Annotated in this window: 9 protein-coding genes; 2 read left to right on the top strand and 7 right to left on the bottom strand. The window is 67.7% G+C overall.

The window, feature by feature from the left end; genetic code table 11:
* Positions 1 to 402 precede the first annotated feature (402 nt).
* The 7 genes from QX039_RS00220 to QX039_RS00190 all read right to left on the bottom strand — a co-directional run bounded on the left by QX039_RS00220 (position 403) and on the right by QX039_RS00190 (position 8,114).
* Positions 403 to 672, bottom strand: a complete 270-nt coding sequence (locus QX039_RS00220; protein ID WP_315739511.1) for a hypothetical protein — start codon at positions 670 to 672, stop codon at positions 403 to 405.
* The gene (locus QX039_RS00215; RefSeq protein ID WP_315739718.1) at positions 669 to 1,799 is read right to left on the bottom strand and encodes a PepSY-associated TM helix domain-containing protein; all 1,131 of its coding nucleotides are present in this window, start codon (positions 1,797 to 1,799) and stop codon (positions 669 to 671) included. Before QX039_RS00215 ends, QX039_RS00220 begins: the two co-directional genes overlap by 4 nt.
* 273 nt (positions 1,800 to 2,072) lie before the next feature.
* A complete protein-coding gene (locus QX039_RS00210; protein ID WP_315772824.1) occupies positions 2,073 to 3,524 on the bottom strand; it encodes an aldehyde dehydrogenase in 1,452 nt (483 codons plus the stop codon).
* 9 nt (positions 3,525 to 3,533) lie between these two features.
* Positions 3,534 to 4,283: an ABC transporter ATP-binding protein gene (locus QX039_RS00205; protein ID WP_315772823.1), complete on the bottom strand. Its 750-nt coding sequence runs from the start codon at positions 4,281 to 4,283 to the stop codon at positions 3,534 to 3,536.
* Entirely contained in the window at positions 4,276 to 5,946 is a 1,671-nt protein-coding gene (locus tag QX039_RS00200; protein ID WP_315772821.1) for a branched-chain amino acid ABC transporter ATP-binding protein/permease, read from the bottom strand. The genes QX039_RS00205 and QX039_RS00200 overlap by 8 nt, the downstream gene beginning before the upstream one ends.
* Positions 5,943 to 6,818, bottom strand: a complete 876-nt coding sequence (locus QX039_RS00195) for a branched-chain amino acid ABC transporter permease (RefSeq protein ID WP_315772819.1) — start codon at positions 6,816 to 6,818, stop codon at positions 5,943 to 5,945. Before QX039_RS00195 ends, QX039_RS00200 begins: the two co-directional genes overlap by 4 nt.
* Positions 6,819 to 6,896: 78 nt before the next feature.
* On the bottom strand, positions 6,897 to 8,114 hold the full coding sequence (locus tag QX039_RS00190) for an amino acid ABC transporter substrate-binding protein (protein WP_315772818.1): 1,218 nt from the start codon (positions 8,112 to 8,114) through the stop codon (positions 6,897 to 6,899).
* Positions 8,115 to 8,276: 162 nt separating this feature from the next.
* Here QX039_RS00190 and QX039_RS00185 point away from each other — a divergent pair, with 162 nt between their 5' ends.
* Together QX039_RS00185 and QX039_RS00180 are read left to right on the top strand one after the other, a co-directional pair.
* Positions 8,277 to 9,227 carry a helix-turn-helix domain-containing protein gene (locus tag QX039_RS00185; protein WP_315772817.1) on the top strand — a complete coding sequence of 317 codons (951 nt, stop codon included), beginning with the start codon at positions 8,277 to 8,279 and terminating at the stop codon, positions 9,225 to 9,227.
* A 1,066-nt stretch (positions 9,228 to 10,293) separates the two neighbouring features.
* The gene (locus QX039_RS00180; protein ID WP_315772815.1) at positions 10,294 to 13,362 is read left to right on the top strand and encodes an ATP-binding protein; all 3,069 of its coding nucleotides are present in this window, start codon (positions 10,294 to 10,296) and stop codon (positions 13,360 to 13,362) included.
* Positions 13,363 to 13,366: the final 4 nt, after the last annotated feature.

Here is a 13,366-nt window from a genome sequence, read left to right as displayed (position 1 = left end):
GATCGTCTCGAACTCATCGAAATGATTTCGATCAATCATACGATGATAACTAATCACATTGCCACTTTTGAATCAATCTTTGCTTTCAAATGCGCCACATCTCCGCCGCGCCGCGCGCAGATCGGAGAAGGCATCGAGACATTTGTATCTGCTTGTTTCCAGGCCGGAGTGACGCCGCTCGCGTCGGCGCTCGCTGCGCGAGACCGATCACGCGCCGCCGACGCAGCGCGCTGCCATCGCAATGAGGCGCCGCGCGAGAGAGGACGCGTGAGAGAAGAGATGCGTGGGATCGTTGGCCGGCCGAGCGCATCAGGGTCATCGCGCCGGGCGCGTCGTCCAGCAGCGCGGATCGAGGTCAATGATGCGGGGTATCTTCCGCCGACCGACGGCGGACGTCAGCGCTCAGAGCGGCAGATCCTGCGTCCCGGCCTGAGCGCCTTGCGCTCCGGCCTTCGCGCCGCGGCTTAGTTTCGTGCCGTACGCGAGCGACAGCAGAATCGGAATCGACAGCCCGAGCCAGCACAGGCCGTCCCAGAGCCCGTCGCCGAACAGTCCGAAGGTGAGCCCGGCTGCGGCGACCAGGCCGATCAGCAGCGGCGCACGAAACACCTGCCAGGTCGAGAGTTGCGCGACGCGGGCAGATGGCGTCGCCGATGCGGCCGAGGAGCTCATGGCGACACCACCGCGGGCGCTGCCGACCTAACGACGCCGGACACCTTCCTGCGGAAGCCCCAGCGCTTGGCGGCCCACAGATAGAGTCCGCTGCACAGCACGATGATCGTGATGACATCGAGAACGGCCCAGATGATCTTCAGCGGCAACCCGCCGTAGTCACCGAAATGCAGCGGCCGCGATACCTGCAACGCGGTGAGATACCAGGCGAGCTTGGGCGCGACCATCTTGCTGCTGTCCTGGGCGTCGACCAGAACCGGCTTGAACATGCGCGCGGTGAACGGCGTGCGGCCCTTGGTCCAGATCATCAGATGCTGCGGGCTGCCGAACCGTGTCGTCGTCGGCAGGGTGATGGACGTCACCAGCCGGTCCGGAAACGCGGTGCGGACGGCGCCAACGGCGGCCTCGATCGATTTTGCCTCCGCCAGCGGCTTGCCCTGATAGGGCGCGAGCAGCGCCGGCATGGTCTTCGCGCGCCAGAGATCGAACAGCGGCACGGCAAGCGTGTTGATGGTGCCGGTCAGACCGACCGCGAGCGCCCAGCTCACCGTGACGATGCCGAGCAGATTGTGCAGGTCGAGCCATTTCAGCCGGGCCGAGCGATCCCGCACGGTGCCGAACTGCAGGCGCCGCATGAACGGCCAGTAGACGACGACGCCCGAGACGATGGAAGCCGCGAACACCAGTCCCATCAGTCCGAGAAAGAGCTCGCCCGGCAGGCCGGTGAACATGTCGCGGTGGATGCGCAGGATCACGTCCATGACGTCCTGATGCGGCGCCTCCTCGCCGAGAACGACGCCGGTGCGCGCATCGACGGTGAGGCGATGAAACTGCCCGGGCACCGGAATGGCGGTCGGCGACATCGCGACCACAATCAGCGGCTCCGCCTGCTTCAGGCTCACGAACAGCGCATGCTGATCCGGCAATTGCTGCTTGGCCGCCGAGATCAGGCGGTCGAGCGGCAGCAGCGGCGTGTCGGCCGGCATCGCCGGCGCGGCGATCTCGTCCTCGAAGAGATGATCGATCTCGTCATGGAAGATCAGCGGAAGCCCGGTCAGGCACAGCATCAGCAGAAAGATCATGCTGATCAGCGACGTCCACGTATGGACCTGAACCCACAGCCGCATGCGCTCGAACCCACCCTTCTTCATCGACGTTGCACGTGATGATCCGAACGTCCGGCAAGAGAAGGGCCGCAGCAAACTGAATCGATCTAAAGCCGTTGGAATTTCTTTAAAGTAGCGCGCCTGTCTGCCGCAACCAGCGGAGCTACAACGTGAATTTCGATCGCGCCTCGCACCATCGACACATATCGAAAAGCTGCCGCGCATGGCCGCGCGGAATGCAACCGGCTCTGGCTGCATCCGACGATGCGCCAGGGCCGGGCCGCAAACGCCGTCTCAGAATGGATAGTGCCGTTCGCCGGTCTGCACCGTGATCCAGCGCAGCTCGGTGAACTCGTCGATCGCGGCCTTGCCGCCGAAGCGGCCATAGCCGGAGGCCTTGACGCCGCCGAACGGCATCTGCGGCTCGTCATGCACCGTCGGCGCGTTGACGTGGCAGATGCCGGACTCGATGCGCTTGGCGACGCCGATCGCGCGGGCGATGTCGCGGCCGAACACCGCCGACGACAGACCATATTCGGTGTCGTTGGCGACGCGCACGGCCTCGTCGACGCCGCCGACGCGCACGATGGTGACGACGGGGCCGAAGCTCTCCTCGCCATAGATGCGCATCGCCGGCGTGACGTGATCAACGATGGTCGCGGGCATGATCGTGCCGGTGCCGCGGCCGCCGGCGGCCAACACGGCGCCCTTGGCCACCGCGTCCTCGATCAGGCCGCCGACACGGTCGCAGGCGGCGGCGCTGACCAGCGAGCCCAGCACCACATCGCCCTTGCGCGGATCGCCGTAAGGCAGGCTGTTGGCCTTGGCGGCGAACTTTGCGACGAATTCATCCGCCACCTTGTCGTCGACCACGATGCGCTCGGTCGACATGCAGATCTGGCCCTGGTTCATGAAGGCGCCGAACGCGGCGGCATTCACCGCGGCGTCGAGATCGGCATCGTCGAGAATGACCAGCGGCGCCTTGCCGCCGAGCTCGAGCAGCGCGCGCTTCAATTGCTTGGCACAGGCCATGGCGATGAGACGGCCGACGCGCGTCGAGCCGGTGAAGTTGACGCGGCGGATCGCGGGATGGGCGATCAGCGCCTCGACCACGGCCTGCGCATCCTCGGGCGCGTTGGTGACGACGTTGACGACGCCGTCACCGAGACCGCCTTCGGCCAGGCACGCGCCGATCAGCCGGTGCACGCCCGGGCTCATCTCCGAGGCCTTCAGCACCACGGTGTTGCCGCAGGCGAGCGGCATCGCCACCGAGCGGACACCGAGGATGACCGGCGCATTCCACGGGGCGATGCCGAGCACGACGCCGACCGGCTGGCGATGCGCCAGCGCAATGTTGTCGGGCACGTCGGTCGGGATCACCTCGCCCGCGATCTGCGTCGTCATCGCCGCGGCCTCGCGCAGCATGCCCTCGGCGAGATGCACGTTGAAGCCGGCCCAGCCCGCCGTGGCGCCGGTCTCGGCCATCATCAGCGCGATGAACTCCGGGGCGTTGCGAGCCAGCGCATCCGCAGCCGCATTGAGCCGCTTGCGGCGCTCGCCCGGGCCGAGCCGGGACCACGCCGGAAATGCCGCCGCGGCGGCATCGGCGGCGCGCAGCGCGTCATCGATCGACGCCGCCGCAACGATGGTTGCGATCTCGCCGCTGATCGGATTGAGCCGCTGGAAGGTACGCTGGTTGGTGGCGGACTGGTCCTTGCCGCCAATCAGGAGATTGATCGCGTTCATGGGGCGCTCCTAGGTCGATGGGGTTGATGCGGTTGCGGAAGCCGGCGCGCGCGACTGGCCGAGATAGGCGCGCTGGATGTCGGGATTGTTCTTCATCTCGGGCGCCGGCCCCTCGCCGGCATTGCGTCCCTGCTCGATCAGGTAGACGCGGTCGGCGATGTCGAGGCTGGCGCGCGCGTTCTGCTCGACCATCAGGATGCCGACGCCATCGCCGCGGATCGTCCTCAGCGCCCGGAACACCTCGCGGCTCAAGAGCGGCGACAGGCCGAGCGACGGCTCGTCGAGCAGCAGCAAATCGGGCCGCGACATCAGTGCGCGGCCGATCGCGACCATCTGCTGCTCGCCACCGCTCATGGTGCGCACCGCCTGCCCCATGCGCTCGGTGAGGCGCGGAAACAGCGCGAGCACGTGCGCCAGCCGCGCGGCCTCGCCGTCGCGGGCGCGCGAAGGATAAGCGCCGAGCTGGAGGTTCTCGGCGACGGTGAGATCGCCGAACACGCCGCGGCCTTCCGGGACCAGCGCGATGCCGCGCTCGACGATCAGATGCGGCGCGAGCGAGCCGATGTCCGTCCCGCCGAGCCGGATCCCGGACCCGGCCGATGGCCGGATCAGTCCGGCGATCGCCTTCAGCAGCGTCGACTTGCCGGCGCCATTGGCGCCGAGGATGGCGACGATCTCGCCGCGCGCGACCTCGAGCGCGACATCGGTGAGCGCCTGGTGCTTGCCATAGGCGTGCGACAGCCGCTTGATCTCAAGCATCGGGCTCTCCGAGATAGGCTGTGATCACCGCGGGATCGGCGAGCACCTCGTCCGGCGTGCCGCGCGCGATCACGACGCCCGCGCTCATCACCACGCAGCGGTCGCACAGCGCGCGGATCGCATCCATCACATGCTCGACCATCACGATGGTGATGCCGCGGTCGCGCAGCGAGGCGATCAGCTCGATGCCGGTCTCCAGTTCGGTCGGATTGAGCCCAGCCAGCCATTCGTCGAGCAGCACAAGACGCGGATGCAGCGCCAGCGCGCGGGCCAGCTCCAGCCGCTTCTGGTCGATGTAAGTGAGGTCGCCCGCCGGCATCTCCGCCATGCCATCGAGGCCGACCAGGGCGAGCAGCTCATGGATCGATTCTGCGGCCGCACCGGTCTGGCGCGTGCGGAACAACGCCGCCGCCGCGACATTCTCGGCGACCGTCAGGTCCGGCATCACCCGCACCAACTGGAAGGTGCGGGCGAGACCAAGCCGCGCAATCCGGTGTGCCGCGAGACCGCTGATGACGATGCCGCCGAAGCGGATCGTGCCGGCCGAGGGCACGAGCGCGCCCGAGAGCATGTTGAGCAGCGTCGTCTTGCCGGAGCCGTTAGGACCGATCACGCCGAGGATCTCGCCGGCGCGGACGTCAAGGCTCACACTGTCGACGGCGCGCAGGCCGCCGAAGGATTTGCCGACGGCCTCCGCAACGAGCAGCGGCCGACCGTCCTGCTCGGGCTTCGCGGGCACGACCCGGCGCTCCCGCCGCCAGGTGCTGTCGACGAGCCCGATCACACCGCGCGGCAGCGCCATCACGATGCCGATGAAGATGAGGCCGAGCACGATGCTGAAATGATTGGGCAGCGCCGCGGTCAGCACCTCGAACAGCAGCACCAGCGGGATGACGCCGAGCACCGGGCCGATCAGCGATCCCGCGCCGCCGAGCAGCGCCATGATCACGACCTGGAACGAGATCATCGGGTTGAACGCGATCGCCGGATCGATATAGGTCCAGCGCGGCGCCATGATCGCGCCGGTCACCGACATGAACACCGCGCTGAGGATGAAGACCCCGAGCTTCACCGCGGTCGCATCGATGCCGGAATGGCGCGCGGCGGTCTCGTCGGCGCCGATCGCGCGCAGCGCGAGGCCATAGCGCGAGCGCGTCAGCAGAAAGCCGGCGAGGAAGACCAGCGCCGTCAACGCGCAGAGCTGCCAGTACAGCATCTCCTGGGTGATGTCGCTGAACAGATAGCGGCCGACCGATTTGTGAATGTTGACCTCGTACCAGATCACGAGCTGGCGGATCAGCTCGGCGAGGCCGAACGAGAAGATGATGAAGTAGATGCCGGACAGCCGCAGCGTCGACAGGCCGGTGATGGCCGCGACGACAGCGCCGACACCCGCAGCGGTCATCAGTTGCAGCGGCCAGCTCAGCGTCTCGCCCGTCACCGCCGCCGTATAGGCGCCGATGCCGAAGAACGCAGCCGTCGCCAGCGAGACGTAGCGGGTCGGCCCGGAGAACATTGCCCAGGCGGTTGCCAGCACGGTGAAATAGAGAATGCTGATGCCGAGCGCGAGATAGTAGCCGTTGGCGTAGAGCGGCAGCGCAACTGCCGCGGCAACGCCGACGAGCCCGATGCACCAGGCGAGAATCTTGCCGGGGCTGATCACGACGCCGCCTTTCCGAACAGTCCGGTCGGCCGGATCAGCAGCACGGCGAGAAACATCGCAAACGTCGCCGCCAAGGTCAGCCCGGGATCGACCAGCCGCGCCACCGCGGTCTCGACGACGCCGAGCAGCAGCCCTGCGGCCAGCGCGCCCATGACGTTGCCGACGCCGCCCATGATCACCACCACCAGCGCCTTCATCGTGAACACGACGCCCATCGAGGCATTGAAGGTGAGGAACATGCTGACCAGCACGCCGCCGGCCGCGACCAGTCCACCGCCGAACGCAAACGCCAGGCCCGCGAGCCAAGCGACATCGATGCCGACCAGCCGCGCGGCATTGGCATCGACCGCGACGGCACGCACGGCTGTGCCGATCCTTGTTCGCGTCAGCGCGAGATAGACGCCGGTGCCGATCAGCGCGGCGAAACCGAGCGCGACCAGCCGGTTCACCGCGAGCGTCGAGCCGAGCACCGTCACGGGAATGGAGAGGTAGCTATAGCTGTAATACTGCCCGCCGAAGGCCACCAGCATGACGCCCTGGATCACGAACAGCACGCCGAAGGTGACGAGGATGCTGTCAACCTCTTGCGCGCCGGCGTCCTTGCTCCGGCGGATCAGACGCTGCAGCAGCAGACGATAGAGCAGCCAATTCAGCAGCCCCGCCACGGGCATCGCGAGCAGCAGCGCCAGCAGCGGGCTCAGCTGCAGGCCGGAATAGAGCGACAGCGTGCCAAAGGCGGCCGCGACCAGCGACTCGCCATAGGACAGGTTCATGATGCGCGCGACGCCATATTGCAGCGTGAGTCCGAGCGCGATCAGGGCATACATGCCCCCCAGCACCAGGCCGGGCAGCAGGATGTCGAACATCAGCATGGGGCGCGTGCCTCTTGCGCGAAGCCCGCGGACGCACGCCGGATCACGCGCGCCCGCGAGCTCACGACCTCGTTCCGGCTATTTCCATTCCGGCTTCGGCACGACAGCGGCGCGTGCGCCCGGCAGCGAGGCCGGCGCCAGCGCATAGAACTCGCCGTTCTGCCACTGGCCGACGCCCCACACCTCCTGCAGCAGGCCGTCCTTCAGCTTCACCTTGCCGATGATCGTGTCGAAGGTGCCTTCGCGGATCTCCTTGGCGACCGCGGCGCGATCGACCTTGCCGACCTTTTCGATCGCCTGCTGCAGCACCTGCAGGCTCGCATAGGTGATCGGGCTCGCCCAGCGATCCGGCTCCTGCCCGGTCGCCGCCTTGTGGCGGGCGAGATAGTCCTTGAGCGCGGGCGCGTCGGCATTCCAGCCGCCAATGCCCATGACGCCGTCGCTGCCCGCGCCGAACTTGCCCTTGAACAGCGGGAACGCCGTGCCGACGCCGACATAGAAGATCTTCGGATTGTACTTCAGCAGTTGCGCCTGCTCTGTCAGCCCGATCGTATCCGGCGGATAGCTGAAGGCGACGAAGGCATCGGCGTTGCTCGCGATCGCATCCTTGAGCAGCGGCTGCAGATCCTGCGACCCCATCGGATAGGTCTTGTCGTAGGCGACGGTCAGTCCGGCCTTCTTGAAGGCCTCGCGCCCGGCGGCGGCGAGCTCGATGCCGAACTGGTCGGCGACGCTGACCATCGCGACGGTGCCGCCGATCTTGCCCTCGCTCTTGAGCTTGCCGAGCAGCTCGGCGAGCGCATTGGAAATCTGCGCCGAGGTGCCGAGCCAGAAGGTGGCATTGGCCCAGCGCTTGGCGAGCTCCGGCGCCTTGTCGGTCACCGACGTCACCGCGAGATGCGGATAGCCGAGCCGGTTGAGAGTCGGACCGACCGCGAGGTTGAGACCGGTGCCCCAGGGCGACAGGATGAAGTCCACCTTGTCCTGGTTGGCGAGGCGTTCGATCGCCTTCACCGCCTCTTCCGACGAGCTGCGGTCGTCATATTCGACGATCTCGACCGGCAGCCGCTTGTCGCCGAGCTTGATGCCGCCGGCTGCGTTCACGTCCTTCACCCAGAGCTGATAGTTGGGCAGCGTGGTGATGCCGGCGCCGCCGGCATAGGGGCCGGTCTTCGAGATCGCATAGCCGATGCGGATCTTGTCCTGCGACTGTGCCTGTGCGGCCGATACGGCAAAGCCGGCTGCGATCGCCGCCCCCGCGATCCGCAACACCTGACGACGGTTGGTCGAAGTCATCTGTCTGTCCTCCTCCCATGTTCACGCGCGCGGACCGCGCGGGTGAATCGGTGACGTTCCTCTGCCCCGACCGTCGTCCGCGGTTTTTGTTTGCGGTCGTCGGGACTTGACGAGGGAAACACCGCAGGCTTGGGTGGCGCAATGGACAGTTCCGGTAAAAGAGTGCACTTTTCTGGGGCGGCGATTGCGCGTAATGCCGCGCCTCGGACGCTGCCGCCGACGGCCCGTGGCACCCCGGCAGCGCTCGGGGCCGAAGCCATTCCCTCGCATTTCGAGGCACGGCGCTGGGCCCTGCGCTCGGATGCCGCGCGGCCGTTCGTCCACCTGCTCTGCCTGACCGCCGGAACGGCCTCCGTGCGCTTCGCCGAAGACGAAATCCAGATCTGGGCCGGTGCGGCGCTGGTCTGGGTACCGGCGGGAGGGGCCGAGCATCTCGACGTCGCGGCCGGTTCCGCCGGCCATCTCCTGCGGCTGCGCTCCGGGCTCTGGCACCGCCACCTGCCCTCCTCGGCCGAGCCCGCCTATCTCGACCTCGCAGGCACGGAGGCCGTCCTGGCCTTCTCCGTCGCGGCCGAGTTCGCCGCGGTCATCGCGCGCTCGATGGCGGCGATCGCAGCCGAGATCGAAAATCCCTCACGGCGCGGCGCGGCCTCGATCATGTCATCGGAGCTGACCCTGTGCGTGCTGCGCTTCTGGCGGCTGTTTGCCGACGAGAGCGCCGGCGAGGCGCAAGGCTCCAGCGCCGAGATCTTGAGCCGCTTTCGCCGGCTCGTCGAGGAACGCTTTCATCAGCAACTGCGGGTCGCCGACTACGCTGCGCTGCTCGGCGTAACGCCGGATCGCCTGCACGCGCTGTGTACCCGCATGCTGCAGCGGTCACCGAGCGCGCTGATTCAGCAACGCGTCATTCAGGAGGCGGCGACCCGGCTCGAAACCACCACCGCGACGATCAAGCAGATCGCCTTCGCGCTCGGCTTCAAGGACAGCGCCTATTTCAACCGCTTCTTCGTCAGGCACACCGGTCAATCACCGGGCGCGTGGCGCAAAGGTGTTTCGTCGCAGCGGACCAAAGGCCAGTCACGGGCCATCCTCAACTTCGCCGACTGGCCGTGACAGAGCGGCGCAGCCAGGCGCCTCGGTCACCCTCTTCGTCATTTCAGGACGACGCGTCAGCATCGGACCAGCAAATCTCAGGCTCGGACGGGCGGCGCAACCGCTGGATGCTCAATGCGCCGAGAAACGCATTTCCGCTGCGCGATCAAGCTGATTTGGCCTGTCCAGTCCCTGCGCCCAAAATATTCAGCTTTCGTTTTTTCGGAAATCATGGTTCTATCCCCCCATCCCGTCTCGAGCTGAGGGGCGTATCGCGGTCGTCACGACATGCGAGGCGGGGAGCGGTGGGCGTGGTGGATTGCAGCGCGGGTTGCTCGCGCCGACGAACAATCCGCCACGCACGGTCAAGTCGCTCGGTCCTGATATCCCGATGCTGATATCAACTCACGTCGAGGCTTTGCTTCGCGTGGGGATGGTGGCCAGAAAGCCCGGCGCACCAGGGAGAAAGCGAAGCAGCCGTTCAACCATCGCGCAGGGAGGGCCGGATTTCCGGCTGACCTGTGGTACCTGCCGCCTGCATTTTTTTCGCAGGCGGGCCACGGGCCTCAGTCGAGGTCCCGCCTTCCCTGCGCCCTCACGCTTTCCCGGGGGCCTCACGATGTATCACCCGGACGGGCCATCCGCCGCGGGATCGCGAGATCATGCGCGACTCTCTCCGCAGGAGAGGCGACCTGTTATGCCCACATCGAAGGCAAATCGTCGCAGCCTTGAACGGTCCCGCCAGCATCGAGGACTCCCGAGGGAGCCGTCCGACATCGTTCCCGCTCCCCGGAGCGATCGCGAGTATTGCGGCACCGTTGCTACCTTGCCACGAATGCGCTATGAGTTGGACATGATCAGCCGGTCCTGGTCGCGCTCAAAATGCCAGTACCGCAAACCGATGCATCGCGCTCGGCGCGCGACGTCGGTCGATACGGACGCCGTGACCGCGCCCGCATCGCCAGCTCCGCGCTTCGCGCTCATTCGCATTCCGTAGCCGTGTCCGGGAGCCCGAACGCAGATGGATTGTGAAACCTGTGGTCGCCCCAATCCACCGGGCTCGGACGTATGCGGCGGGTGCGGCGGGGTGTTGCGGCAGCCGTCATCCGATACGACGACGAGTTCGCGCCTGCTCGGCATGCATCGCGCCGAGCGGCGGCAGGTCACGGCGCTGATCTGCGATCTCGTCGGCTCCGTCTCGCTCACCGTCAGGCTCGATCCGGAGGATATGACCAGCGTCATCGACGCCTTCCTGACGACCTGCGAAAACGTCATCGGCCGCCATGGCGGCGCCATCACGCAATATGCCGGCGACGGCGTGCTCGCGTATTTCGGCTATCCGCGTGCCGGGGAAGATGACGCGGCCACCGCGATCCGCGCCGCCATCGCCCTGCGCGACGCCGTCGGCCGGCTCGAGGCGCCGCACGGACAGGCGCTGCGTCTGCGCATCGGCATCGCCACCGGCCTCGTCGTGGTCAGCGACCTGCTACCCCGCGCCGACGGTCGCCCGGTCGACATCGTCGGCGAGACGCCGAATCTCGCGGCGCGGCTGCAATCGATCGCCGCCCCCGACAGCATCGTCGTGGCCCGGACGACCGAGCGCATCGCGCGCGGCATGTTCGACTTCCGCGATCTCGGCACGTTCGCGCTGAAGGGATTCGCCGCACCGGTCGAGGCGTTCGAGGTGCTGGAAGAAGCCGCCGTCGCGAGCCGTTTCCACGCCCGCATTCGCGGCGAAAGCTCCCCTCTGGTCGGACGCGACCAGGAGCTGGCGCGTCTGTTCGATTGCTGGGCGGCGGCGCGGTTCGGCAGCGGACAAGTGGTGCTGCTCCATGGCGAGCCGGGCATCGGCAAGTCGCGGCTGGTCGAGGAGCTGCGCCGGCGCGTGGCCGACGTCTCCCAACTGCAGATGATCTGGTACTGCAGCCCCACCCGCTGTGACAGCGTGCTGTATCCGATCTCGGAACAGCTCGCGCTCATCGCCGGCTTCGACCGCTCCGACGGCGCTGCGACGCGTCGCGACAAGCTCGATCGCTTCATGAACGAGCACGGCGTCGGCGATGCCACGGCGCGCGCCGTGCTCGCCGATGTCCTGGGCGTCGCTCCCGAGCCGGACGGTCCCCTGCAGACGATGACCGTCGAGAAGCGCTCGGAGGTCACGCGGGAGACGCTGCTCCGGCTGATCGACCTGATGGTGCCGACCGGGCCCGCGCTGCTGGTGCTGGAAGACGCGCATTGGAGCGACACGACCACGCTGGAGCTGCTCGATCGGGCGATCCGGCGCGCCGGACAACGCCGCTGGCTGATCGTGGTCACGGCGCGGCTCGAATATGAGCCGCCCTGGGCCGCGAGCCCGCAGGTCACGCGGCTCCAGCTCGGACGATTGAGTCACGGCGACGCCGAGCGGATCTGCGCCCATGTGGCCGCTTCGGCCGCGCTGCCCGCGACGACGCTGCACCAGATCGTGAGCCGCGGCGAGGGCATCCCGCTGTTCCTGGAAGAGCTCGCGAAGTACGTCATCGAAGCCTCGGCGGCGCCGGCTTGGGACGGTCATGCGAGCGTAGCCATCCCCGCCTCGGTGCAGGATTCCCTTGTGGCGCGGCTCGACCGATTGGGACCGGCGCGACGGATCGCCAATCTCGGCGCCGCCATCGGCCGCCGCTTCAGCTACGATCTGTTGTCGGCCATCGTGGCGGAGCCCGAAGCCAGGCTCGGCGAGAGCCTGGATCAGCTCGTCAAGTCCGGCCTCGTGGAGAGCAGCGGCGCGCCGCCCGACAGCCTCTACACGTTCAAGCACGCGCTGATCCGCGACGCCGCCTACGAGTCCCTGCTCCGGCGCGAACGCCAGACATTGCACGGCCGGATCGCGGCCGTGCTGCGCGACCGCTTTCCCGAGACGCGGGACACCGAGCCGGAGTTGCTGGCCTACCATTTCACCGAGAGTGGCGCGATCGCCGAGGCCATCCCATTATGGGCGGCCGCGGGTCGGCGTGCCGCCTCGCGCGCCGCGCATGTCGAAGCGGCACGACATCTGCAAACGGCGCTCGACCTGCTGCGTCATCAATCCGCCGAGGGCGAGCGCGCCGGACTGGAGCTCGAGCTCCTGATCGGGCTTGCCGTCAGCCTCGCCGCCTCGCGCGGCTACACCGTGCCCGAGGTCGGCAAGGCGCTCTCCGAGGCAAGGGCGATCTGCGACGCGCTCGGCAACACCGCCGGTCTGTTCGCCGTGCTGCGCGGCATCTGCAGTTTCCTGATCATCGCGGGCGATCTCGACGGTGCCGAGGAGATGGCGCATCTGTGCCTGGGAATCGGCGAGCAGACCGGCCTCCCCGAGCACCGGATCGAGAGCGGCATTGCCTTGGGCTACATTCTCTTCGCCAGAGGCGACCTCCCCGCCGCGCGCCGGCTCCTGGCCGCCGCGGTGCAGCTCTATCAGGTGTCGGACGGCGCGCGGCTGCCGCAACTGTCCTCGCAGGATCCGCTGGTCGCCGGCCAGGCCTCGCTGCTGCAGGTGCTGCATGCGATGGGAGACGATGCCGGCGCGGCCGCGATCGCCAGCGATCTCATCGCGCATGCGCGTCGGCTCGGACGCCCGTTCGACCTCGCCTGGGCGCTGTCGTGGCTCGCCTTCTATCAGCTCGCACGCGGCGACTATGAGGATGTCCTCCTCGCGACCGAGGAGGCCCTGAGCATCTGCCGCGACCATGGCTATCCGCTCTATCAGCTGGTGGCGGGCAGCCTGGAGGCGCACGCCCGCGGCCATCTCGGCAAGAATCCAGACGAGGCGCTCGCGGCTGCGTGCGAGGCACTGCCGGCGTTCCAGACGCTCGGCATGATGCATTTCTCCTGCTTCTATCTCGGCGAGGTCGCCGGCCTGCAACTGATCGTCGGCAAGACGGCCGAGGCGATGCAGACGATCGACGCGGCGATCGACGCCGCGCGGCGCTATGGCGACGGCTATTTCCTGTCGCCACTGCATCGGCGGCGCGCCGAGATCCTGGCCGCCCTCCCCGACACAGCACCTGGCCAGGTGAGTGCCGCGCTACGCGAGGCCGTCGCGGTCGCCGAGGCGCAAGGCGCGTCGGCGTTCCTGCGCCGGGCAGCGGCGCGGCTCGCCGCCATCGACGATGACGCGCCGAGGCGACAATCGGCGTGACGAG

This window comes from Bradyrhizobium sp. SZCCHNR1043 (assembly GCF_032489675.1).
Lineage (GTDB): Bacteria > Pseudomonadota > Alphaproteobacteria > Rhizobiales > Xanthobacteraceae > Bradyrhizobium.
This window is presented reverse-complemented; position numbering and strand designations above follow the sequence as displayed.